The following is a 23,806-nucleotide window of genomic DNA, read 5'->3' on the forward strand; positions in this document are numbered from 1 at the left end:
CCGAAAGGGAGGTTTTATTCACATGAAAAAAAGATTATTGGCATCAACCCTTGCAGCAGTACTTCTGGCATCTTCTTTGGCAGGCTGCGGCAAGAAGGCGGAAACAACAGATGCAACGACTGCCGGAGCAGAAGCAACCACAAAAGCAGAGGCAGCAGATACCACGGCAGCATCGGGAGACAAGGTGACACTGAATTTCACCTGGTGGGGAAACCAGCTTAGAAATGATGTGACAAAGCAGGCGGTAGATTTGTACATGAGCCAGAATCCGGGCGTGGAAATCAAGGTGGAATTTACAGACTGGACCGGCTACTGGGATAAGCTTTCTGCTATGGCAGCAGGCGGAAATCTTCCGGACATCCTTCAGATGGACTATTCCTACTTAAACCAGTACCAGCAGAGCGGACAGCTTGCCAACTTGTCTGAATTTATTGACAGCGGTGTGATTGATACCACCAATATTCCTGACAGCGTAATCGAAAGCGGTTCCATCGAGGATAAGTGCTATGCCATGAGTATCGGAAGCAATGCCCTTGTTATGATTTATGACAAAGCCGTTGTGGAAGAGGCTGGAGTGGATCTTTCCAAGCAGCTGACATTTGAAGAATTGTATGAGGTTTCCAAGACTATCTATGAAAAAACAGGGGTTAAGGGAGCATTTGACGGCCAGATCAACATGATGGCAATGGTTGCTAGAGGAAACGGATCTTATATGTTCGACGAGCTTAGAAATGGCACCACTGATTCCATGAAGGTGTATTTTGAAGCAGTGGAGAAATTTGCAAAAGCAGAATTCGCTGTTTCTCCTGATCTGCTTGCAGAAAAGAACATGGATATCGTTGAAACGAAGCCGATTATTGATGGAACCACATGGAATGACTTCGCTCTTTCCAATCAGTTTATTGCTGTTTCCAATACAGCCGGAAGAGAATTGGGAATGACATATTATCCAATTGTCGATAACTCCAAAACTCAGTCCCTTTACTTAAAGCCAGGCCAGTTCCTTTCTGTGGCAGAGACTTCTCAGAATAAGGAAGCAGCAGCCAAGTTTATTGACTGGTTCGTCAACAGCATTGAGTGTAATGAAATCCTCATGGCTGAAAGAGGAATCCCAGTTAATACAGAAGTTGCCGCTGCCATTAAGCCAAAGGCAGAAGCTATTTCCCAGAGCGTCTTTGATTATATCTCCCAGGTCGGCGAAATTGCAACTCCAATTGATGTTCCGGACCCATCCGGAAAGGGTGAAGTGGAAGCATTAGGAAAGACCATGGTAGAAGCCATTCGTTACGGCGACGCAACCGCTGAAGAAGCAGCAGAACAGTTTGTTGCAGAATCCAAAAAGATTCTGGAGGAAGCTGCAAAATAAATAAAAAGCAATCTGGAGGGGATACGATGAAGAATGTTCAAATGGCCCCCAAGAGAAAGAAATCAATGGTTCAGATATTAAACACACCGAAGGTTGCAGGATATATATTTATCCTGCCCTTCATTATAGGCTTTCTGGCCTTTATGGCTGTTCCCATGATTTTATCTTTAGGGTTTTCATTTACCAGATATAATATTTTAAAAGCACCGGTTTTTATAGGTCTGGAAAATTATGTGACCATGTTTACTGCTGATCCCAAGTTCTGGAAAGTCTTTGGCGTGACCATGTATTATGTTTTGTTTTCGGTTCCTCTCCGGCTTATTATGGCCCTTATTGTGGCTATGCTCCTTGTAAAGAGCAGCAGGCTGTCAGGTTTTTACAGAGCTGTCTATTACCTGCCCTCCATCATTGGTTCCAGTGTGGCGGTAGCTATTCTCTGGAAGAGGATGTTTGCCAGTGACGGTGTGGTCAATGCCCTCATGGGAATTGTCGGGCTGCCTTCTGATATTGCATGGCTGGGAAGGCCGAATACAGCTATGTGGACCTTGATTATTCTGGCTGTATGGCAGTTTGGTTCTTCCATGCTTATCTTTTTATCAGGATTAAAGCAGATTCCCGTAAGCCTTTATGAGGCTGCAACTGTAGATGGGGCAAACGGCATTCAGCGTTTTTTTAAGATTACGCTTCCCATGCTGACACCTACCATTTTCTTTAACCTGATCAACCAGCTGATCAATGGATTTATGGCATTTACCCAGAGTTATATTATTACTCAGGGTAAACCAAGGGATGCAACACTGTTCTATACTGTATACATGTATCAGAATTCTTTTACTTATAACAAGTTAGGCTATGGCTGCGCTATGGCATGGTTCATGGTATTAGTGGTGGGCCTGATAACTTTGGTACTGTTCAAGACTCAGAAAAAGTGGGTACATTATGAAGCAGAAGGGTGATGAAGTATGAATACAGGATATAAAGAAAAACGAATGGCCGTCACAGCGATCTATCACATATTCACCTTTTTGTTTGCATTCGTGATGATCTATCCCCTTTTGTGGATGGTGATGAGCTCCTTTAAGAATACCAACGACATATTCCGGACTGCTACTTCTCTCTTTCCTGAGACGTTTTCCGTTGAAAACTACGTAACAGGCTGGAAGGGGTTTGCAGGCTACAGCTTTTCCCTGTTTTTTAAGAATTCCTTTATCATTGCAGGCCTTTCCACCGTTGGAGCAGTCATTTCCTCCGCCATTGTTGGATACGGCTTTGCCAGGATTGACTTTAAGTTTAAAAATATCTGGTTTGCCTGTATGCTGTTAGCCATGATGCTTCCTTTCCAGGTCATCATGATTCCTCAGTATATTATCTTTAACCAGATGGGATGGATCGGAAGCTATCTTCCTATTATCGTGCCTCAGTTCTTTGGCCAGGGATTTTTTATCTTCTTAAACGTGCAGTTTATCAGAGGAATCCCCATGGACTTAGACGAAGCGGCCAGAATGGACGGCTGCACCATTTATTCCATATTTATCCGGATCATCCTTCCCCTCATTAAGCCGTCTCTGGTGACCAGCGCTATTTTCTCCTTTATGTGGAGATGGGATGACTTCCTTTCGGCTCTGCTCTATTTAAGCGATCCGTTAAAGTATCCGGTCAGCTACGCCCTTAAAATGTTCTCAGACCCGTCTTCGGGCTCAGACTGGGGCGCCATGTTTTCCATGGCAACCTTTTCCCTGGTTCCTATTTTCATCATTTTCCTGACCATGCAGAAATATCTGGTGGAAGGAATTGCATCGACGGGAATCAAGGGGTAATAACAAGAATCAGGTGGAAGATCCGCATTGCGGGTTTTCCGCCTTTTTATTTTGGGGATTTATGAGAGAACTGCTGCATAAAATGTATCATATGCTCTCTTAAGCATACAGGAGGCTGAGATATGGAAAAGATACTGGATAACAAGTACTATGACCTGATCATCAGTAATTCCGTGGTTCCGCAGCACAATACAGAGGACAATGTAACGCTGCTCAATGAAATGCATTCTCTGCTGCATATCAGAAAGGAAGAAGTGGAAGCCTGTGATCTGGGGGAAAATGCTTATCATTACTTTCCGGCTCTCTATACCTTGGAATCCTCCATCAGCGTGGAAAAATCCGGAGTTCCATTTGTTCAGGGAGATCCTGGCCTTGCTCTTTTTGGAAGAGGGGTCATTATAGGGATTGTGGATACAGGCATTGATTACCGCCATCCTGCGTTCATGCACCATGACAGGACAACGAGGATTCTTGCAATATGGGATCAGACCAAAGAGGGCAGTATTCCGCCCCGTGGTTTTACCTTTGGAGCAGAATATACCAGGGAGCTGATTAATTTCGCCCTTATGTCCGAGGACCCTCTTTCTATCGTTCCTTCCGTTGATGAACATCTTCACGGGACTGCCATCTCAAGCGTAGTGGCAGGAAGGCCCAATGCGGAAAATGCCTTCAGCGGCGTGGTTCCTGATGCGGATTTGCTGGTGGTAAAGTTAAAACAGGCCAAGGACAATTTAAAAAAGCTTTTCTCCGTTCCGGAAGGGGCCTTGTGTTATCAGGAATCGGATATTATTCTTGGGATCCGGTATCTGGTCACAACGGCAAAGCGGATAAACCGGCCCATTATCATTTGTCTTGCCATGGGCAGCAGCCAGGGCGGTCATGACGGGCGGGGAGCTTCGAGCATGTACTTAGATTACCTTGTACAGCAGCCTATGATCGGCATTGTAGTGTCTGCCGGAAATGAAGGAAACAACCTAAGACATTATTTCGGGCGCATTGAAAGAGCTCCTTATATGGGAAGCTTCCAGCTCAAGGTGGGAAGCTATGACAGGAAGTTCTTTATGGAGATATGGCCTTATCTGCCTTCCAGGCTTTCCATTGAGATCACCACACCGGGCAGGGAAACTTCCCAGACCATCTACCCCTTATTCGGCGCATGTCAGAGGGTGGTATTCCAGTCAAGCCAGACTATTGTCTGGGTCAATAACATTAATTTTGAAGAGGAGACAGGAGACCAGCTGATTTTGCTGCGGTTTGAGAATACTGATCCCGGAATCTGGCAATTCCGTGTGTCAAGTGATGAGAGTGAGCCGTTTTCTTTTCATAGCTGGCTGCCTTCGGGGAATCTGTTGACCAATGAGACATTTTTCTTGAATGCGGATGCCAATACCACCATAACCGCTCAGGGAGATGCCATGCATCCCCTTACGGTCACGGCTTATAACCAGCTAAATGACACCATTATTCCTGAATCAAGCAGAGGCTATACCCGGCTGGGCCAAATCAAGCCTGATATCGGCGCTCCGGGCTACCAGTTGTCCTGCGCCCTTCCTGGGAACCTGTACGGTACCATTACAGGCACAGGAGCGGCAGCGGCTCATGCGGCCGGCATTGCGGCCATGGTTATAGAATGGTCTTACAGCAAGGGCAATTTTACCTCCATTACCGGAAATCAGATCAACCGGGTCATCGTCCGGGGAGCCCAGCGTGACAGTCCGGAATATTATCCAAATAATATATGGGGCTACGGGCGGATCGATGCGGAACGGATATTTGCCCAGCTTTCTGAGATGAGGATTTAATTTTTATCTAGTAGAGTTTTTTAAGTTTTTTAATTCTCCTCTGATTCTGGGTTCAATTCCCCTGCGTTCCATTTCGGCTATGATGCTTTCAAATTCTCCTGACGGGGCAGGGGGGGTCTTTGTCTCCTTGGATTGGGACTCCAGACGGTCTAATTCTCCCTTTTCATAATGGTCCCTTTTGCTTTTCCAATGCTTCATGATTATCACCTCCCAGAAAATTATATAACGAAAGTCGGAAACGTATAGACCAAATATAGAATAAATTGAATTATTTATATATGAAATGCGGGAAAAAGAAGGTATTTGGAAAAGATCGGAGAGATTGGAAAGGCTTATAAGGCGAAATAAAGCCGGCTATGGATTTTACATCCATAGCCGGCCTTTTGTTTCTGCTTATTTTTCTTCCTTCTTTTTTTCCATCAATGAATCAATGAGGTCATTTGCCTTTTCGGCAATTGCTTCCTTAGCTTCCTCACTAATTTCCTTGGCTTTCTTTTTTGCCTCTTTAACTTTTTCTCCAGCCTCGCCGGAAAGTTTCTGCAATTTGCCTTCCAGCTCTATTTGTTCGGAATCTATAGCTTTTCCTATATTTTCCTTTACAGTACCCGCAAGTACATTTGCTTTGTTTTTAATAGAATCACTCATAAACTATGCCTCCTTTACTTATCTTATATTTGTTTTATCTGCGAAGTTTGTTGAATAATAATAAAAAGATTATTGAACCTATAAATGCAACAAAGAGACTCCAAAGATTAAAGCCGGTAACACCTGCTCCACCTAACAGATTCATAACGAATCCGCCGATGAAACCACCAACAATACCTACACCGATATTGGCGAAACCGCCCATCTTTCTATTATTTCCGGTGACCATACTTGCAAGCCAACCGGCTAAAGCACCAATGATAATCCATCCAAAGATTCCCATATGTATGCACCTCCTTAATTATTGATTTGATATTCTAAAATATATCACGAATTGATATGATTTGTCAATTAATTTGAATGAAAAAGTGTATATATTTTGTTTTTTTTGAAGTTTGGATTTATATTAAATCACTATGTGAAAAATAAAAACACCAGAAAACCTTGCATGTACAAGGAATTCTGGTGTTTCTTAATCATATGTAGATCGGCGTTTCGTTATCATATGTGAACTGATATATCTTTATCATATGTACAACTGCGGGTAACAGGACTTGAACCTGCACGGTCTCCCACCAGAACCTAAATCTGGCGCGTCTGCCAATTCCGCCATACCCGCAAACACAAAACAATGAGACACCGGGGACTCGAACCCCGGACAACTTGATTAAAAGTCAAGTGCTCTACCACCTGAGCTAGTATCCCATACTGGGCTAGTTGGATTTGAACCAACGAATGCAGGAGTCAAAGTCCTGTGCCTTACCGCTTGGCGATAGCCCAATAACAAATCCTGATAAAAAAAAATTCCCTAAAAGGGAAAGGTGAGTACAGGGATTCGAACCCTGGGCCTCCAGAGCCACAATCTGGCGCGATAACCAACTTCGCCATACCCACCATAATTTCACACCCTTGGTCTGAGATGTGAAATGAGCCTGAAGGGATTCGAACCCCCGACCCACGGCTTAGAAGGCCGTTGCTCTATCCAACTGAGCTACAGACTCAAGAGCGGGTGATGGGAATCGAACCCACGTATCTAGCTTGGAAGGCTAGTGTTCTACCATTGAACTACACCCGCGCGGAATATCTAGAGAAGTGATTATTAAAATAATGCTTTTCTCAATCGGGGTGACAGGATTCGAACCTGCGACCCCCTGGTCCCAAACCAGGTACTCTAGCCAAACTGAGCCACACCCCGATGAATTGCTTTTCCGCAACGCAAGAGTTATTATATATGATGGATATACTTTTGTCAACAATATTTTTAGAAAAAATTTCAAGGTTTTTAAAATGGCTTGTTTAAGCCGTTTTATGAGAGGATTAAGACCCAGAAATGGAGGAACCGGCAGGCCATCAAAGATGTTCCTGCCGGTTTGAGTATGAAAAATAAAAAGTCAATATTAAAAGGGGGGAGTTCCTTACAAGACTTAGTATACGGGAAAATTGTGACGTAAGTTTGACCAGCCCATAAAGATTTCATAAATAAAGTAAAAGAATTATGAGTAATTCGAGAAAGATATAGTTCCTGCCTGGATAAGAAGGTAAAACTGCCGGAATTAGAGCAGCCCGGACATGGCTGCGTAAATTATTAAGAATTTTTGGTGTTTCTTTCAGTTCCTTTAATCCCCTGTACATTTCGATTCTGGAATGATATAATCCTCATCGTTACCAGAAACCAATGGAATAAGGAGGAATGTTTATATGAGAAAAAACAAATTATTGGCAGCAATGGTTATTTCGATGGCAGTCATGATGGCGGCATCAGCCTGTGGCTCCAAAGATAATACAAAAGCAGGAACAGAAACAGAGACCTCTTCCGAGGCAGGTTCCCAGGATACAACCGGTGGATCTGAGGAAGAGACAGGATCAGAAGTGAGTGGAGAAGAGTCCGGGACAGAAGACGCAGAGGCTTCTGCAACAGAAGCACCGAAGGGCGCACCGGAAGCAGGAACCTTAGACGCAGGCGTATTTACCTCTAAATCAGGAAAATACCAGATCACACCGCCTCAGGGCTGGATTATTGATGAAGACAGTGACGAGAGCGTAGCAGTCTTTACTTCTCCTAGCGGCAGTGACACCCTGGAGGTCATTTACGTGGAAGGCGACGATGCGGAAGATTCCCGTGAAAATTATCCGGATACCATGGAAGAGTACAAAGAGCAGATCAACCGTGGCGAAGATATGGAATTTGTCCGTTACAATGTGGAAAACGGCAGCAACGGAAGCCAGACCTTCCGTTATTCTATCCGTTATAAAACTCCTGATGACGGAATCCGTTATTACGCCATATCCGGTTCCTATGATGCAGCAGCTAAGAAGTACATCAGCGCAGCAGGAACCATTGAGTCCGAAGGCAGCGACGTAGAGAGTCAGATTGAAGCAGCCCTTGATTCATTAAAATTGAAATAAGAAAAGAAAGGCCCCTGAAGCCCCGGGAATTGATTTGATTTCCCGGCTTCAGGGGCCTTTCTTTTTTTACAGTTCTTACAGTCTTACCGTGATTCCGTTTAAAAGTCCCACGTCCTCCTCCTGATGGGTGCTTACAATGACCAGCTTCCCGGCAGAGCGGTTTAGAATATACCGGATTACCGAGCCCTTGGTGGCCTCGTCAAGGCCGGTAAAGGGCTCATCCATCACTATCATGTCTGAAGGGGCACATAAGGCCCTTACAATGGCTACACGGCGCTTCATGCCGCCGCTTAGGGTAGATACAGGCCGGGAAAGGGATTCCTCCGGAAGCAGGCTTAAAAGCTCTTCATAGGCCCCTTTCCTGTTCCGGGAAACAGAGCCGGGAAGAACCATAGCTACGTTCTCCACCGGGCTGAAGGCTTCGCACAGCCTGTCCTCCTGGAATACGGCGGAGGCTCTTTTGCCCCTCAAACCTTCTATTGTGCCGGAATCAGCCTGCTCAAGCCCAAGAAGAATCCGCAGAAATGTGGTTTTTCCTGAACCGGAAGGGCCCATAAGGCAGTGAATAGGGCCTGACGGGAGAGTGAGGCTTACCTGGTTTAATACTTGAAGATTTCCAAAGGCTTTTGACAGATCCTTTATCTTAAGTTCCATCCATCAGACCCCCCTTCTCTTAGGTTGTTCCGGTTCAGGAACAGCCAGTCCCAAAATCCACAGCACGAATTTTTCAAGAAATGCGCTGATTACGATGATCACCAGGGTCCAGGCAAATAAGTCCCCGGTGCTTAAGTAGATTTTAGCCATGTACAGCTTTTCCCCGATAGAATAGTTTGGCACTCCGATAACCTCTGCGGCAATACCTGATTTCCAGCCCATGCCCAGGGCAGCCCTGCAGCCGCTGATAAGATAGGGCAAAAGGGCGGGGCGGTAGATGAAGATGAGCTTTTTTCCGGGAGACATGTGAAAGACTTTTGCCATTTCAAGGAGCCTGGGATCCGTGCTCATAAATCCTGCCCTGGTATTGATGTAAATGATGGGAAATACCACCAGGAAGGAAATGAAAACCGACAGGTTTTCAGAGCCGGTCCAGATCAGCGCCAGGATGACAAAGGAAGCCACAGGAACCGACTTCATTAAGGATACAGGCGGCTCCAGCAGATCTTTGAAAAAAGGAAAACGGCAGGAGAGGCCTCCTGCCAGGATTGCTGAGGAAAAAGCCAGAAAAAATCCAAAGCTGATTTTTCCAAAGGAGAGAAATATGGTTTTCCAAAAGCCCGGCAGGGCCGCCTGAATCCATAAGGACCTGCCTACCTCCAAAGGGCCCACCAGTATAATGCTGTTGTGCACAGCCAGGCTTGCCGCCTGCCATATGATAAGCCAGAAAAGGATGATGACGGCCTTTTTAAAAGGCCGGGCTGTCAGTTTTATCATGGAAATCTCCTCTTTCTAAGTTCGTTTTTTCCTGATTACGGCAGATAATAGAAATCATCAGCCGGAAGTGTTCCTCCTACGGAAGCGGGGTCCATATCAAATAGTACCTTTAAGTATCCGCTCAGCAGGGATTTCATTTCCTCCCCGTCAACATAGGTGATGCTGCAATAAGGAATGGCCTTTTCCGCAATGGGAGCCTTTTCGATAATTCCGGCTGCAGCCACCAGGGCAGCAGTTTCGGCTGTGTTGGAATTGGCATACTGAGCGGAGGTGTTATGCTCGGCCATAAAGGTTTCAACAGCTTCTTTCTGCTCCTTTAAAACATCGTTGCGGCAGATGGTCACTCCGGTTACCAGGCTTCCGCTGCCTTCGATTCCGGCGGCATCCCATTCCTTTGTCAGATCTAAAACGATTTTCAGAGCATCATTCTGAGCCAGGGCAACCGTTACGAACGGCTGGGGAAGGAGCCCCACTGCGTCTGGCTTTTCCTTTAAGATGGCAGCCACTTCAGCCGCCTCTGATTTATATTCCAGGGTGACGTCGCTGTCAGTCAGTCCATTGGCCTTAAGCACGTGGCGGAAGGCATAATCCGGTGTAGCTCCTTTTCCGGTTAAGTATACAGTCTTTCCCTTTAAGTCTCCTGTGGTTTTAATGGAGTCGTCAGAGGATACTGCGTAAAGCACGCCTAACGTGTTGATGTCAATGACGCTGATTCCCTGATTAGTCTTGCTGTAGATGATGGAAGCCATGTTTGCAGGTACCAGTGCGATATCCAGCTCCCCTGATGCAATTTTCCCCAGAAGCTCATCTGCGGCAGTGACCATGGTAAATTCATAGGAACCTTCTGCTCCGCCTTTTTCAGACTTGTCCATTAATTCCACAAGTCCCATGGAGGTAGGTCCTTTTAAAGAACCGATTCTCAAAGCTTTGGCTTCCGGAGCTTCCTCTGCCTTGGATTCTTCCGAAGAAGTTTCTGCTGTGGTCACAGAAGCAGAGGTTTCTGTTTCAGATGGAGCTGCCGTGGTTTCTGCTCCTCCTTTGGCACAGCCGGCTAAAACCGTGGCTGTCATGGCAAGAGCTGTTAATACGGATAATATTTTTCTCATAATTCTCCTCACTTTCCGTCCTTTCGGACAGCCTCAGTATACCATTATTTCCCTGTAATTGTCAAAATATAGATACAGATATAACCGCAAATGTGGTATACTGAAAACATCTGTCTTAACATCATTTATGTACAATATAGAAGGGAGAAAAAAGACATATGAATGAAGTATATGCAAAGCTGGAAAACTGCTTGAAAAGCGTGAGGGAAAAGACTGATTTTGTTCCGGAGGCGGCTTTGATTCTGGGTTCCGGTCTTGGGGAGTATGCAGAGGAAATTAAAGTATCTGCCTCCATCGAGTACAAGGACATCGAAGGATTTCCGGTGTCAACGGTTGCCGGACACAAAGGCAGATTTATATTCGGATATGTGAATCAGGTTCCGGTGGTGATCATGCAGGGGAGGGTCCATTACTATGAAGGATATCCCATGACTGACGTGGTGCTTCCGGCCAGGCTTATGGGGCTTATGGGCGCTAAGACCCTGTTTCTCACCAATGCGGCAGGAGGCGTCAATAAGGACTTTGATCCGGGAGATTTCATGCTGATCCGGGACCATATCTCCACCTTTGTTCCCTCCCCGCTTCTGGGAACAAACATAGAGGAGCTGGGGCCCAGATTTCCTGATATGAGCCAGGTTTACAGCAGGAGATTGCAGCAGATCATTAAGAATGCTGCAAAAGAAGAGGGAATCGGTCTCAGAGAAGGGGTTTACATGCAGCTTACGGGACCAGCCTATGAATCTCCGTCAGAGGTCTCCATGTGCCGCATCTTAGGGGCTGATGCAGTGGGAATGAGCACAGCCTGCGAAGCAGTTGCAGCAAGGCATATGGGCATGGAGGTGTGCGGCATTTCCTGTATCACCAACATGGCCTGCGGGATTTTAGACCAGCCCTTAAGCCATACGGAGGTACAGGAAACAGCGGACAGGGTTGCACCACAGTTTAAACGGTTAATTACGGCTTCCATTACAGGATTTGCCGGAAAATAAAAGGAGGATATTTCTTATGGAACGGATGCTGACAGAACGGATACTGGCTGCGTCAGGGGCAAAAAAAGCATCTCTGGTGTTAAAACATGCAAAGGTGGTCAATGTGTTTACGGCAGAGCTGGAAACAGGGGACATTGCCATTGAAGGCGGATATATTGTGGGAATAGGGGATTATGAGGGACAGACGGAGATCGAGCTGGGGGGCCAGATCGTCTGCCCCGGACTGATTGACGGGCACATTCATTTAGAAAGCTCTATGGTGGCTCCGGGAGAGTTTGAAAAGGCCGTGGTGCCCCACGGAACCCAGGCCGTTATTACAGACCCTCATGAAATTGCCAATGTGGCGGGAACGGAAGGAATCCGTTTTATGATGGAACGGACCAAGGGACTTACCCTTGATGTGTACTTTATGCTTCCCTCCTGTGTGCCGGCCACAGGGCTTGATGAGTCGGGAGCTATCTTAAACGCAGAGGCCCTGGCGCCCCTCTATGAGGAGGAACGGGTGCTGGGACTGGCGGAGCTTATGAATTCCTATGGGACCGTAAGGGCTGACGGAGGGATTCTTGACAAGGTGGAGGATGCCAGAAAGAAAAAGATGCTGATTGATGGCCATGCGCCGGGGCTTTTTGGCAGGGAATTAAACGCATATGTGGCTGCCGGGGTGCAGTCTGACCATGAATGCAGCGATGCAGAAGAGGCCATAGAAAAGATCAGAAGAGGCCAGTGGGTCATGATCCGGGAGGGCACTGCGGCAAGGAACTTGGAAGCCCTGCTTCCCTTGTTTAAAGAGCCTTATTACCGCCGCTGTATGCTGGTGACTGATGATAAGCATCCGGGAGATTTAACCAGGCTGGGCCACTTGGATTATATCATAAGAAGGGCAGTGAGCCTGGGGGCTGATCCCATTCACGCAGTCCTTATGGGCTCTCTCCATGCAGCCCAGTATTTCGGACTTTCTGAGGTGGGAGCCATTGCACCGGGATACAAGGCAAACCTTCTGGTGGTTTCTGATTTAGAGAATTTTGAAGTCAAACAGGTTTATAAAAACGGAAAGCTGGTTGCGGAAAACGGCGTGATGAAGGAAGAGATTCTGGCAGCAGAAATGCGGAGCGTGGAAACTCCAGCCAGAGTGGGAGATTCCTTCCGGTTAAAGGAAATCTGCCCCGAAGACTTGCGTATGGAGAAAAAGGGAGATACCATCCGGGTTCTTTGCCTGACTCCCGGAGAACTGACCACCACAGAGCTTTTGGCTCCCTGGACAGAGCAGGAGGGGACTGCACCCGGTGTCAATGTGGAACAGGACATCGTAAAAATGGCGGTGCTGGAGCGCCACCACAATACAGGCCATATGGGTCTGGGCTTTTTAGGCGGTTATGGATTAAAGCGGGGGGCAGTAGCCACCAGTATTGCCCATGACTCCCACAACCTGATTTTAGCAGGCACCAATGATGAGGATATGGCTCTGGCCGGAAACACTGTGAGAAAGAACCGGGGCGGTCTGGCAATTGTGGCTGATGGAAAGGTCTTAGGAGAGCTTCCGTTGCCCATTGCCGGGCTTATGAGCGAGGAGCCGGCCTGGTGGGTGGATGAGAAGCTGGAGGAGCTGAAAGCCCATGCAAGAGACCTTGGAATCGGAGAAAGTATTGATCCCTTTATGACGCTGGCCTTTGCCAGCCTTCCCGTCATTCCCAAGCTCCGGCTTAACACCTACGGCCTGATTAATGTGGAGGAGCAGAGGATTGAGGAGGTCATGATTAACTGTACTCCAAAAAATACAGGTAATCAGTAAAACTATATTGATAATAATATAACAATATGCGATAATTATCCCAAAGGGTTACTTACAGGCCGAATGTAATTTGGAGGGAGAATATTCATGAGAGTAACAATCTGTATTGGAAGTGCGTGTCACTTAAAGGGGTCCAGGGAAATTATTACCCAGCTTCAGAGCCTCGTAAAGGAGAACCGCCTTGAAGGCCAGGTCGATTTAAACGGAGCATTTTGCAGCGGACACTGTGTAAGCGGTGTCTGCGTTACTCTGAACGGGGAGGTTTATTCGTTAAAGCCGGAGGATACAAAGGAGTTTTTTGAAAAAGAAATAGTAGGGAGGCTGTAATCATGGGGATCATTGATTTCAAGTCTATGAAATGCAAGCACTGTTATAAATGTGTCCGCAACTGTGAAGTCAAGGCAGTCATGATTAAGGATGAGCGGGCTGAGATCATGGAGGATAAATGCATTTTATGCGGAAAATGCATGAAGGTCTGTCCTCAGTCCGCCAAAACCCTGGTCAGCGATTTGGAGCTGGTTAAAGGCTACATAAAATCAGGAATTCCAGTGATCATTTCCCTGGCGCCGTCCTATATGGGGCTGCTGCCCTATGGGTCCATCGGACAGATAAACGGGGCATTGAGAAAGCTGGGCTTTGCCGATGTCCGGGAGACCGCAGAGGGTGCGGCTCTGGTGACAGCGGAGTATGCCAGGCTTTTAAAGGAGGGGGAGATGGAAAACATCATCACCACCTGCTGTCCCAGCGTCAATGACCTGATTGAAATTTACTACCCCAGGCTGATTCCTTATCTGGCTCCGGTAGTCTCTCCCATGATCGCCCACGGAAAGCTGATCAAGGAGGAAATGGGACCTGAGGTGAAGGTGGTATTTTTAGGCCCCTGTATTGCGAAGAAAAAGGAATCCCAGGACAGCCGCCACGGAGAGTACATTGATGCGGTCCTTAACTTCAATGATATTCTGCGGTGGCTTTCTGAGGAGGACATTGCCATAGAGGATTGTGAAGATATACCCTTTAAAAGCTTTAATCCCAGAGTCAACCGCCTTTACCCGGTCACCAATGGAGTGGTGAATTCTGTTCTGGCCGGACAGAAGGAAAAGGATGGATACCGGAAGTTTTATGTCCATGGTTCCAGAAACTGCATTGATTTGTGCGAAAGCATGATGAGAGGAGATATTCAGGGCTGTTTCATTGAGATGAACATGTGCTCCGGAGGCTGCATCAAGGGCCCTGCTGTGGACACAGGGGGCATATCCCGGTTTAAGGTGAAGCTGGATATGGAAGAGTCCATTAAACGGGAGCCGGTGCCTGAAGAAGAGCTTCATGAGGTGCTGGAATCCATTTCCTTTGGAAAACGGTTTGCGGACCGGGCACCCAGGGAGCGGATGCCTACGGAGGTTCAGATTCAGGATATTTTAAAACAGATCGGAAAGACCAGGCCTGAGGATGAGCTGAACTGCGGTGCCTGCGGCTATTCCACCTGCCGGGAAAAGGCTGTGGCTGTGTTCCAGAAAAAGGCGGAGCTTAATATGTGCATCCCATTTATGCACGAAAAGGCGGAATCCTTATCCAATCTGGTTATGGAAACATCTCCTAACATTGTTTTGATTGTGGATAAGGATATGAAGATTCTGGAGTATTCGGCAGTGGGAGAGAAATATTTCGGAAAGAACCGGCAGGAAGCTTTGGATATGTACTTATACGAGCTGATTGACCCTTCTGATTTTCAGTGGGTTTATGATTCCCATCAGAATATTCATGGAAAAAAGGTGACCTACGGCGAATACCGCTTCTCCACCCTCCAAAACATTGTATACATTGGGAAAGAGGATGTGGTACTGGCTACCTTTATTGATATCACCAAGGCCGAGGAGCAGGCAAGGCAGGAGTTTGAAAAGAAGCTGGAGACCATTGAACTGGCCCAGGAGGTCATTCGCAAGCAGATGATGGTGGCTCAGGAAATCGCCGGACTTCTGGGTGAGACAACAGCCGAAACCAAGACCACATTAACGAAGCTTTGCCGGTCCTTATTGGAAGAGGGAAGCGAAAGCGAGGTCAGGTGATGGGAGTTACGGTTGATGTTGCATACAAAAGCTTGAATAAATTCAGTGAAATATTATGCGGAGATAAGGTTGAGATTTTACATACAGGGGACTCCAACATCATGATTCTTGCCGACGGCATGGGCAGCGGGGTAAAGGCCAATATTCTGGCTACCATGACCTCCAAGATTCTGGGGACCATGTTTTTAAACGGGGCCACCTTAGATGAGTGTGTGGAAACCATTGTGGAGACTCTTCCGGTGTGTCAGGTGCGGCAGGTGGCTTATTCTACCTTCAGCATCCTTCAGGTATTTAACAGCGGGGAAGCCTATCTGGTGGAATTTGACAATCCGGGCTGCATCTTTATCCGAAACGGAAGTCTGGTTTCTATCCCTAAGAATTCCAGAGTCATACGGGATAAACAGATCAATGAATACCGTTTTCGTGTGAAAAAAGGGGACGCTCTGGTCCTGATGAGCGATGGAACCATTCATGCGGGGGTAGGGCAGCTGCTGAACTTTGGATGGCAGTGGGATGAGCTGGCAGCTTATGCGGTGAAGCAGTACCGTATGACCATATCTGCGGTGCGTCTGGCGACCGCCCTCAGCAGAGCCTGCGATGAGCTTTATCAGTTCAGGCCCGGAGATGACACCACGGTGGCGGTTATGCGGATCATTGACAGGAAGCCGGTTCACCTGATGACAGGGCCTCCAAAGAGACAGGACGATGACGAGGGGATGATTAAGGATTTTCTTTCCGGAGACGAGGGGGTAAAGAGAATTGTCTGCGGAGGGACCAGCGCAAACATCGTATCCAGAGTGACCGGAAAGAAACTGGATGTGTCGCTGGATTATAATGATCCGGACATTCCGCCTATTGCCTTTATTGACGGCATTGAGCTGGTGACGGAAGGGGTTTTAACCTTGAACAGAGTCTTGCAGCTTTTGAAGCGCTATGTAAATAACGAATCTGTTTCAGAAGAATTTTTCCTGGAGCTGGACCAGCCAAACGGGGCTTCCATGGTAGCTAAGATGATTATAGAGGATTGTACGGAGCTTAATCTGTATGTGGGAAGAGCCATTAACAGCGCTTATCAGAATCCTGGACTGCCCTTTGATCTGGGTATCCGGCAGAATCTGGTGGAGCAGCTAAAACAGACAGCAGGAGAGATGGGGAAAAAAGTTACGGTAAATTATTATTAAACAGATGTAAGATTCACGCTGCCGGGGACTTTTAAAGCTTCATATGAATAGATATTAAATCATATACATATGTAAAATTATTCACACGTATGAAGTCATAGAAAAAGCTATGGGATTTCCCATAGCTTTTTCTTTTTGTTACATGCCTGCAAACTGGTTTTTTACCTTGGTAATCTTTTGCTGCTCTGCCTGTTCTGTGGTATACCATCCCTTTGAGGACATCTTTTTGTAGATGTCATCCTGCATACATAAACTATCGTTTAAGGCGTTGTCAAATGCCTGATGCACATTCATGGTAGGGGATTCAATGGTTCCATGCAGATATAGGTTGCACACGCCCTTGGTTGTGTGGAGCAGGTTCTCCATAATACACTTGTCATCCATAGGTGGTTCCTCCTTACACTAAGTTATAGAAGTTGTCAAAAATCTGCTGATGCTTTTGCATAAGCTGCTCTGCGCAGGACTTTAATTCAGGGTCCTGCAGATTCTGTACTGCCTCCTGGCACTGGGTCTTTAAAAATTTCTCGTGTCCGAGAGCATCCTCGATATAATTTAATTCCTTTGGGCTCATGTTTTATCACCTCCTGTCTTAGTATGGATGCTTTCTACTTTTTTTATCAGTGAAATTTATCAGAAAAATTTATCAATAAAATAAAAAATCCCCGTAGCCTGCATTTTCATCATAAGACCTGCAGGCTATGGGAGTTTTTTGTGTTTTAATATTACAAAGATACTTACCCGCATAAGTGAAATTAGGAACGAGAATGGTGTTAATGCCATAAACTATTCTCCCTTGTATTGATTCAATAGTTCCTGTAAGGCTTCGATGAATTTCTCCTTGCTGCTTTTCTGCCCCAAAAGCATTAATATTAAAGACAAGCTACCTTGATCATCTCCCTGGTAATATCTGTTAAACTGCATAAAAGCGTATTCATTGGCAGATGTCGTTGGCCGAAACAAACGGCCATAAGACTTTCCGATTTTTGTTATTTCAGCCACTTTAATCGCATTCTTTTTTTCCAGTGTCCTCAAAATGCTTTGAATGGAACTTGTAGGCCAGGTTCTGTCAGGAATTCTTTCGGCAATTTCGGCAGCACTTAAAGGGGTATCTGATGCCCATAAAACTTTCATGGCGGCTTCTTCTTTGCTTGTAAGGAAAAAACATGAATTCATACTATTTTTGACTAACATATTATGCATCTCCTTGCTTTTGTTTTTTTATTTACATTATAGTTTGTCTATATAAAAATGTAAATAAATATTAATATAATTTAAAAATTAAAATCGTTATTGACAAAGGTATTATTCTATTATAAGCTATGGACATATAAGGTTATTAAAAAGTAAATAAGTTTAACTTTTGCTGGAACTATTATCAATTTTAGCGTGTTATTGACATTTAAATACATCTAAAAGAGAAATGAAGAATTCCAATAAATGATCTGGATTCTAGTTGATGAGGCCATTTTGCTTAAGTTAAGGGTATGGGAAAATGTAATTAAAGAAAACAAAGAAAGATGTGTGAATAAAAAATCAAAACAAGTATATTGAAATTCTGTAATATAATATTATATTTTTATTTTAAGGAAGAAAAGGGATATTCGTGAAAAATTATAAAGTTCATATTGGAATTAGTTTGGCTTCCTTTGTATTAGGGATAGGTATACTGGTATTGTTGATTTTTAGAGTCAAGATACTGACTGGGTATCTATTCTTAATATATGGGATGCTTGCAATGATATTAATTGCAAACCTGGCATCACTTATAACCGTTTTGTGGTGCAATCGTAAACAGTTGACCCGCAAGAATTTCTTTACTGCATCTATATATTTCGTTATAAATATTTTATTCATACTTTTATGTGTATCTGTAGTTTTAATGATTCACCTTGCTTTTTGATAAGGAAGAAAACTATATGAAGAAGTTATTAAATTTTGCATTAATATTAATTATGTCGTTAATTGTCAGTATGACGGCCTTTTCTGCTGTACCAACGGAAAATAACTATATAGAAAACATTTATAATAGAGCAGATAGAGATTTTTATGTATGAATCTCTATCTGCTCTGTTTTGTTTGTCAAAAATATGTCTTTTCCAATCTTCTCTGAAAGAAGAAATGTTTTTGTATTAGATTTCGTTTATCCTTCTCTTCACATAAGTGGTATGAAGAAGATGGTGAGATTTTTCACTGCCTGGAGTTCCAAGGTAGGTTTCATATAACTCCTTGATGGCCGGATTCTCATGGGATTTCCGGATAGCTTTTCCTGCATCATCATCATAGAGAACCTTTGCCCGCAGCGCCTTTAAATCAACCGTATTGCGGATATAGCCTGGCTGCTGAGGCATGCCGCCTCCGTTTACACATCCGCCCGGACAGCCCATGATCTCGATGAAATGGTAGTCTGCGGCTCCGGATTTAACCCGGTTTAAAAGCTCTCTCGCATTGCCAAGGCCGGAAGCAACAGCTACCTTCACATCCATGCCTGCAACATTGTAAGTGGCTTCCTTGATTCCTTCGGTTCCCCGGACATCAACAAAGTCAGGCTTTTCCAGTTCTTCTCCGGTCAGGGTTTCCACTGCGGTTCTTAAAGCTGCCTCCATAACGCCGCCGGTAGCACCGAAGATGGTGGCTGCACCGGTGCCCAGTCCCAATGGAGTGTCAAAGTCTTCTTCCGGAAGGTTGGTGAAACGGATTCCGGCCTGCTTGATCATTCTGGCAAGCTCTCTGGTGGTTAAGGAATAGTCCACATCCGGAACGCCGTTAGCATCCTGATCATCTCTTCCTACTTCGAACTTTTTAGCAGTACACGGCATTACGCTGACGGATACGATATCCTCCGGCTTTAAGTCCATCTTTTCTGCATAATAGGATTTAACAACTGCCCCAAACATCTGCTGGGGAGATTTACAGGAGGATAAATTCTCTGTCATATCCGGGAAATAGTGCTCGCAGTATTTCACCCAGCCTGGAGAACATGAGGTGATCAGAGGAAGAACGCCGCCGTTTTGAACCCTGTGAAGAAATTCGTGGGCCTCTTCCATAATGGTTAAGTCAGCGCCGAAGTTAGTGTCAAATACCCTGTCAAAGCCAAGTCTTCTGAGAGCGGCTACCATCTGGCCTTCTGTATTGGTTCCAATGGGATAGCCGAATTCCTCTCCAAGGCCTGCACGGACGGAAGGAGCGGTCTGAACTACCACATGCTTTGTGGGATCTGCAATGGCTGCCAGAATCTCGGTGGCATTGCTCTTTTCGTAAAGAGCACCTGTGGGGCAGACTGCAATACACTGGCCGCAGGAAACGCAGCTTGTTTCGCCAAGGCCCATATCAAAGGGAGAGCCGATGAAGGTGGCAAATCCACGGTCATTAGGTCCGATGACTCCGATTTCCTGGGTCTTTTCACAGACAGCGGTACAGCGGCGGCACAGGATGCATTTGCTGTTGTCACGCACCATGTGAACGGCACTTTCATCCAGTTCAGAAGGTGTTTTAGCACCGTCGTAGTAATCTTCCATATCCACGCCCATTTCCTTGCACATGGTCTGAAGCTCGCATTCACCGCTGCGGACGCAGGATAAACAGGAGCGGTCATGGTTGGAAAGGATCAATTGAAGGGTTTTCTTTCTGTAGTCCCGCACCTTGGGGGTGTTGGTCTTTACTTCCATGCCTGGATTGATAGGGTATACACAGGCAGGAGCCAGCTTTCCTCCGCCCACTTCCACTGTACAGATGCGGCAGGCGGCGATTTCGTTGATATCCTTTAAAAAGCACAAAGTCGGTATCTCAACATGTGCAAGTCTGGCAGCCTCTAAAATGGTGGAGCCTGCGGGAGCACTTACATCCATGCCGTTGATTTTTATTGTAATATTCTCCATGATACAAGTTCCCTCCATTATCTCTTATAAACAGCGTCAAATTTGCATTTCTCCATACATACGCCGCACTTGATACATGTTTCAGGATCAATGACGTGGGGGTTCTTGACAGAACCGGAGATTGCGTTAACCGGACAATTTCTGGCGCAGATGGTACAGCCCTTGCACTTCTCAGCATCAATGTGATAGGAGAGGAGAGCCTTGCAGACGCCTGACGGACAGGTTTTGTCAATGATATGGGCATTGTACTCATCCCGGAAGAATTTCAGGGTGGAAAGAACCGGGTTGGGAGCGGTCTGCCCTAAACCGCAGGCTGAATTTTCCTTTATGTAGTAGCACAGCTCTTCCAGACGATCCAAATCCTCCAGTTTTGCATGCCCATTGGTGATCTTGTCAAGAATTTCCAGCATACGCTTGGTTCCGATCCGGCATGGAGTACATTTGCCGCAGGATTCCTCTACGGTAAATTCCAGGAAGAACTTGGCAATATCCACCATACAGTCGGTTTCATCCATAACGATCAAACCGCCGGAGCCCATCATGGAGCCGATGGCAAGGAGGTTGTCGTAGTCAATGGGGATGTCGTAGTGCTCGGCAGGGATACATCCACCGGAAGGTCCGCCGGTCTGGGCTGCCTTAAACTTCTTGCCGTTTGGAATGCCGCCGCCGATTTCCTCGATAATTTCCCGGAGTGTGGTTCCCATGGGAACCTCCACCAGTCCGGTGTTGTGAATCTTTCCTCCTAAAGCAAATACTTTTGTACCCTTGGATTTTTCCGTACCCATGGAAGCAAACCAATCAGAGCCGTTTAAGATGATCTGAGGGATATTGGCGTAGGTTTCTACGTTGTTTAAGATGGTTGGCTTGCCAAACAGACCTTTCTGGGCCGGGAACGGAGGACGGGGTCTTGGCTCGCCTCGGTTGCCTTCGATGGAAACCATAAGGGCTGTTTCCTCGCCGCAGACAAATGCGCCTGCACCTAAACGCAGATCAATGTCAAAGGAGAAGCCGCTGCCAAAGATGTCGTCACCTAAAAGTTCCATCTCTCTTGACTGTGCAATGGCCAGTTTCAGACGCTCTACGGCAATGGGATACTCTGCACGGACGTAAATATAACCCTGGGAAGCGCCGATGGCATATCCGGCAATGGTCATGGCCTCTAAAAGAGCATGGGGATCGCCTTCCAAAACGGAACGGTCCATAAATGCACCTGGATCGCCTTCATCCGCATTACAACAGACGTACTTCTGGTCTGCGTCATTCTGCTTTGCCAGCTTCCACTTTAAGCCTGTAGGGAAGCCTGCTCCGCCTCGTCCTCTTAAACCGCTGTCCAACAGAGTCTGGATAACATCGTCAGGAGTCATCTCTGTGAGAACCTTTCCAAGAGCTGCATATCCGCCGGTACCGATGTATTCTTCGATGTTTTCCGGGTTAATGACACCGCAGTTGCGCAGGGCCACACGGTGCTGTTTCTTATAGAAATCCGTATCACTTAAGGACTTGATTCCGGCAGGAGTCACGGTCTCATCGTAAAGCAGACGCTCTACGGGACGTCCCTTTAATAAGTGCTCGGATACGATTTCCGGAATGTCTTCTTCCTTTACCATGGCATAAAAGGCTGCATCGGGATAGATGATCATGATGGGGCCCAATGCACAAAGGCCGTGGCAGCCTGTCTGTACCACGGATATTTCTTCCGCTAAATCCTGTTTCTTTAACTCATCGTTTAATTTGACCATAATCTGCTGGCATCCGGAGGAAGTACATCCTGTTCCGCCGCAAACCAATACATGTGAACGATACATCTTGTTTCCTCCTTATTTGATGTCAGCAGAAGCCAACGTGTAGTTTTGAACAATGTGACCGCCCAGCAGATGCTCTTTGTAAACTTCCTCCGCCTTTTCCGGGGTCATATTAATATAAGTGATCTTATCTTTTCCGGGCTCTAAAATCTCTACGATAGGCTCGTACTGGCATAAACCGATGCAGCCTGTCTGGGTAACGGAAAAACGGTCATTCATATGGTTTTCCTGAACCAGGTCTGACAATTTATTGATAACAGGTCTTGCACCGCTGGCGATACCGCAGGTTGCCATTCCCACTAAAACACGTGTGCGTCCATGGTCTTCTTCCCGCATGGTTACCTGATTCTGCATCTTCTCCCGAATTGCTTTCAATTCTTCAAGAGTTTTCATGTTATTCCTCCAATTCTGACGGGCCTATATGGCCGCGCCTCCGTCTGTCTCTGATTTGTTTTCGCTGAGATATTCCTTTATGTAGGTCCTTACCTCCGGCGTGTCAAAGGGGATTCCCCCCAGTATTTCCCGGAAGCTTCTCGTATCCAGTTCAAAAGAACTGTCATTATAGCGGTAAATGTAGAGAAAATCTGTATCCGGATGACAGGTGATCAATGTCTCAATGGTGCTGTTAATATCTCCAAGAGGCATCCGGTCAATGTGGGACAGACCGAATACAGCCGTGACCACAGTCCCCTTTCCCTGCTCTGACTCAATGGAAAAACTGCCTCCTGTGCTTTCCGCCGCATATTTATAAAACGGAATGCCAAGGCCCACCTTTCTGGTCTTGCGGGTAGTAAAGAAGGGATCAGTCACCTGTTCTGCCTGTTCCTTTGTCATACCGCAGCCATCGTCCTTGATGATGACTGTCAGTAAATCTGCGGCAGTATCTGCGGCAACGGAAATGGTGACCAGCGAGGCCCCTGCCCGTGTGGAGTTCTCTGCCACATCCAGGATATTTAAAGAAATCTCTGTCATCATATGCCGGGAGCCCTACTCGTACTTGGCAAGAATGCCCGGAACATCTTCAGGGGCCAGCCTTCCGTAAACATCGCTGTTTACCATCATGACAGGTGCAAGGCCGCAGGCACCTACGCAGCGGCAGGAGTCAAGGGAAAACTTGCCGTCAGGGGTGCATTCGCCGTTGGTGATTTTAAGGATGTCTTCAATCTTGTGGAAGATGTCCCCGGAGCCCTTTACATAACAGGCAGTTCCCAGACAAACGGACACTTGATATTTTCCCTTTGGCTGAAGTGCGAACTGAGAGTAAAACGTTGCTACGCCGTAAATCTTTTCAAGCGGAATTCCTGTTTCATCAGAAATCATGGTTTGTACTTCAATTGGAAGATAGCCGTAGATCCCCTGGGCCTTCTGCATGATAGGCATGAGAGATCCTTTTGTGTCTTTAAGCAGAGCAATTGCTTCTTTTAAAGCTTCTTCTTGCTCCTTTGTGCCATTAAACTGGACACCTTGTTTTTTACAAGCCATTTGATAGCCTCCTTAAAAAAGTGTTTATGCAATGTAACTGATATTTTACCAT

Annotated in this window: 25 protein-coding genes and 7 tRNA genes; 11 read left to right on the forward strand and 21 right to left on the reverse strand. The window is 46.2% G+C overall.

Translation table 11 applies throughout. From position 1 onward, the window contains the following. The first annotated feature begins 22 nt into the window (after positions 1–22). The 4 genes from V7M78_RS01500 (at position 23) to V7M78_RS01515 (ending at position 4,985) form a co-directional block, all read left to right on the forward strand. Positions 23–1,366, forward strand: a complete 1,344-nt coding sequence (locus V7M78_RS01500) for an ABC transporter substrate-binding protein (RefSeq protein ID WP_333645713.1) — start codon at positions 23–25, stop codon at positions 1,364–1,366. Positions 1,367–1,392: 26 nt separating this feature from the next. Beyond that, positions 1,393–2,322 carry a carbohydrate ABC transporter permease gene (locus V7M78_RS01505; RefSeq protein ID WP_442914609.1) on the forward strand — a complete coding sequence of 310 codons (930 nt, stop codon included), beginning with the start codon at positions 1,393–1,395 and terminating at the stop codon, positions 2,320–2,322. A gap of 6 nt (positions 2,323–2,328) precedes the next feature. Next, positions 2,329–3,183, forward strand: a complete 855-nt coding sequence (locus tag V7M78_RS01510; RefSeq protein ID WP_333645715.1) for a carbohydrate ABC transporter permease — start codon at positions 2,329–2,331, stop codon at positions 3,181–3,183. Between the two features lie 122 nt (positions 3,184–3,305). Next, positions 3,306–4,985 (forward strand): S8 family peptidase, encoded by a 1,680-nt coding sequence (locus V7M78_RS01515; RefSeq protein WP_333645717.1) that lies wholly within the window; start codon positions 3,306–3,308, stop codon positions 4,983–4,985. Between the two features lie 3 nt (positions 4,986–4,988). Here the strand turns inward: V7M78_RS01515 and V7M78_RS01520 are convergent, their stop codons facing one another. The 10 genes from V7M78_RS01520 to V7M78_RS01565 form a co-directional block, all read right to left on the reverse strand. Beyond that, positions 4,989–5,183 (reverse strand): hypothetical protein, encoded by a 195-nt coding sequence (locus V7M78_RS01520; protein WP_333645719.1) that lies wholly within the window; start codon positions 5,181–5,183, stop codon positions 4,989–4,991. A 195-nt stretch (positions 5,184–5,378) separates the two neighbouring features. Continuing rightward, positions 5,379–5,630, reverse strand: a complete 252-nt coding sequence (locus tag V7M78_RS01525; RefSeq protein ID WP_333645721.1) for a CsbD family protein — start codon at positions 5,628–5,630, stop codon at positions 5,379–5,381. Positions 5,631–5,664: 34 nt separating this feature from the next. Then, on the reverse strand, positions 5,665–5,913 hold the full coding sequence (locus tag V7M78_RS01530) for a GlsB/YeaQ/YmgE family stress response membrane protein (protein ID WP_333645723.1): 249 nt from the start codon (positions 5,911–5,913) through the stop codon (positions 5,665–5,667). Positions 5,914–6,169: 256 nt separating this feature from the next. Further along, positions 6,170–6,249: transfer RNA gene (locus V7M78_RS01535), tRNA-Leu, on the reverse strand. Positions 6,250–6,262: 13 nt separating this feature from the next. Next, positions 6,263–6,335 (reverse strand) — tRNA-Lys (locus V7M78_RS01540). A 3-nt stretch (positions 6,336–6,338) separates the two neighbouring features. Continuing rightward, positions 6,339–6,410, reverse strand: a tRNA-Gln gene (locus tag V7M78_RS01545). A 39-nt stretch (positions 6,411–6,449) separates the two neighbouring features. Continuing rightward, positions 6,450–6,525, reverse strand: a tRNA-His gene (locus V7M78_RS01550). 32 nt (positions 6,526–6,557) lie between these two features. Next, positions 6,558–6,631, reverse strand: a tRNA-Arg gene (locus tag V7M78_RS01555). A 3-nt stretch (positions 6,632–6,634) separates the two neighbouring features. Next, positions 6,635–6,705: transfer RNA gene (locus tag V7M78_RS01560), tRNA-Gly, on the reverse strand. Between the two features lie 45 nt (positions 6,706–6,750). Continuing rightward, positions 6,751–6,825, reverse strand: a tRNA-Pro gene (locus V7M78_RS01565). Between the two features lie 503 nt (positions 6,826–7,328). On the opposite strand from V7M78_RS01565, the gene V7M78_RS01570 reads away from it, so the two are divergent. Continuing rightward, positions 7,329–8,036, forward strand: coding sequence for a hypothetical protein (locus V7M78_RS01570; protein ID WP_333645725.1), 708 nt, complete (start codon positions 7,329–7,331; stop codon positions 8,034–8,036). A 75-nt stretch (positions 8,037–8,111) separates the two neighbouring features. Here V7M78_RS01570 and V7M78_RS01575 read toward each other — a convergent pair whose 3' ends face one another. From V7M78_RS01575 to V7M78_RS01585, 3 genes are read right to left on the reverse strand one after another with little or no spacing between them, the layout of a single operon-like run. Then, on the reverse strand, positions 8,112–8,690 hold the full coding sequence (locus tag V7M78_RS01575) for an ABC transporter ATP-binding protein (RefSeq protein ID WP_333645727.1): 579 nt from the start codon (positions 8,688–8,690) through the stop codon (positions 8,112–8,114). A gap of 3 nt (positions 8,691–8,693) precedes the next feature. After that, positions 8,694–9,467, reverse strand: a complete 774-nt coding sequence (locus V7M78_RS01580; RefSeq protein ID WP_333645729.1) for an ABC transporter permease — start codon at positions 9,465–9,467, stop codon at positions 8,694–8,696. 35 nt (positions 9,468–9,502) lie between these two features. Beyond that, complete coding sequence (locus tag V7M78_RS01585) at positions 9,503–10,573, reverse strand: ABC transporter substrate-binding protein (RefSeq protein ID WP_333645731.1); 1,071 nt, start codon at positions 10,571–10,573, stop codon at positions 9,503–9,505. A gap of 158 nt (positions 10,574–10,731) precedes the next feature. Between V7M78_RS01585 and V7M78_RS01590 the strand changes: the two genes are divergently transcribed. The 5 genes from V7M78_RS01590 to V7M78_RS01610 all read left to right on the forward strand — a co-directional run bounded on the left by V7M78_RS01590 (position 10,732) and on the right by V7M78_RS01610 (position 16,595). After that, positions 10,732–11,562, forward strand: coding sequence for a purine-nucleoside phosphorylase (locus tag V7M78_RS01590; protein ID WP_333645733.1), 831 nt, complete (start codon positions 10,732–10,734; stop codon positions 11,560–11,562). 16 nt (positions 11,563–11,578) lie between these two features. Further along, the gene (gene ade, locus V7M78_RS01595) at positions 11,579–13,351 is read left to right on the forward strand and encodes an adenine deaminase (RefSeq protein WP_333645735.1); all 1,773 of its coding nucleotides are present in this window, start codon (positions 11,579–11,581) and stop codon (positions 13,349–13,351) included. A gap of 87 nt (positions 13,352–13,438) precedes the next feature. After that, positions 13,439–13,678: a (2Fe-2S) ferredoxin domain-containing protein gene (locus tag V7M78_RS01600; protein WP_333645737.1), complete on the forward strand. Its 240-nt coding sequence runs from the start codon at positions 13,439–13,441 to the stop codon at positions 13,676–13,678. Positions 13,679–13,680: 2 nt separating this feature from the next. Further along, entirely contained in the window at positions 13,681–15,414 is a 1,734-nt protein-coding gene (locus tag V7M78_RS01605; RefSeq protein ID WP_333645739.1) for a [Fe-Fe] hydrogenase large subunit C-terminal domain-containing protein, read from the forward strand. Further along, positions 15,414–16,595 carry a SpoIIE family protein phosphatase gene (locus V7M78_RS01610; RefSeq protein WP_333645741.1) on the forward strand — a complete coding sequence of 394 codons (1,182 nt, stop codon included), beginning with the start codon at positions 15,414–15,416 and terminating at the stop codon, positions 16,593–16,595. The genes V7M78_RS01605 and V7M78_RS01610 overlap by 1 nt, the downstream gene beginning before the upstream one ends. Positions 16,596–16,733: 138 nt before the next feature. Here the strand turns inward: V7M78_RS01610 and V7M78_RS01615 are convergent, their stop codons facing one another. The 3 genes from V7M78_RS01615 to V7M78_RS01625 form a co-directional block, all read right to left on the reverse strand. Continuing rightward, complete coding sequence (locus tag V7M78_RS01615; RefSeq protein WP_333645743.1) at positions 16,734–16,979, reverse strand: spore coat protein; 246 nt, start codon at positions 16,977–16,979, stop codon at positions 16,734–16,736. A 13-nt stretch (positions 16,980–16,992) separates the two neighbouring features. After that, positions 16,993–17,166, reverse strand: a complete 174-nt coding sequence (locus V7M78_RS01620) for a hypothetical protein (RefSeq protein WP_333645745.1) — start codon at positions 17,164–17,166, stop codon at positions 16,993–16,995. A 212-nt stretch (positions 17,167–17,378) separates the two neighbouring features. Then, entirely contained in the window at positions 17,379–17,786 is a 408-nt protein-coding gene (locus V7M78_RS01625; protein ID WP_333645747.1) for a BlaI/MecI/CopY family transcriptional regulator, read from the reverse strand. A gap of 725 nt (positions 17,787–18,511) precedes the next feature. Here V7M78_RS01625 and V7M78_RS01630 point away from each other — a divergent pair. Beyond that, entirely contained in the window at positions 18,512–18,649 is a 138-nt protein-coding gene (locus V7M78_RS01630; RefSeq protein ID WP_333645749.1) for a hypothetical protein, read from the forward strand. 75 nt (positions 18,650–18,724) lie between these two features. On the opposite strand, the gene V7M78_RS01635 is transcribed toward V7M78_RS01630, so the two are convergent. The 5 genes from V7M78_RS01635 to V7M78_RS01655 are packed head-to-tail and all read right to left on the reverse strand — an operon-like array spanning position 18,725 to position 23,754. Continuing rightward, positions 18,725–20,470: an NADH-dependent [FeFe] hydrogenase, group A6 gene (locus tag V7M78_RS01635; protein ID WP_333645751.1), complete on the reverse strand. Its 1,746-nt coding sequence runs from the start codon at positions 20,468–20,470 to the stop codon at positions 18,725–18,727. A gap of 17 nt (positions 20,471–20,487) precedes the next feature. Further along, positions 20,488–22,275, reverse strand: a complete 1,788-nt coding sequence (nuoF, locus tag V7M78_RS01640) for an NADH-quinone oxidoreductase subunit NuoF (protein WP_333645753.1) — start codon at positions 22,273–22,275, stop codon at positions 20,488–20,490. Between the two features lie 12 nt (positions 22,276–22,287). Then, positions 22,288–22,665 (reverse strand): (2Fe-2S) ferredoxin domain-containing protein, encoded by a 378-nt coding sequence (locus tag V7M78_RS01645; protein WP_333645755.1) that lies wholly within the window; start codon positions 22,663–22,665, stop codon positions 22,288–22,290. A 24-nt stretch (positions 22,666–22,689) separates the two neighbouring features. Beyond that, entirely contained in the window at positions 22,690–23,247 is a 558-nt protein-coding gene (locus V7M78_RS01650; protein ID WP_333645757.1) for an ATP-binding protein, read from the reverse strand. A 12-nt stretch (positions 23,248–23,259) separates the two neighbouring features. Continuing rightward, positions 23,260–23,754, reverse strand: coding sequence for an NADH-quinone oxidoreductase subunit NuoE family protein (locus V7M78_RS01655; protein WP_333645759.1), 495 nt, complete (start codon positions 23,752–23,754; stop codon positions 23,260–23,262). Between the last annotated feature and the right edge of the window lie 52 nt (positions 23,755–23,806).

This window comes from Lacrimispora sp., from assembly GCF_036758025.1.
In the GTDB taxonomy this organism is placed as follows: Bacteria; Bacillota; Clostridia; order Lachnospirales; family Lachnospiraceae; genus Lacrimispora.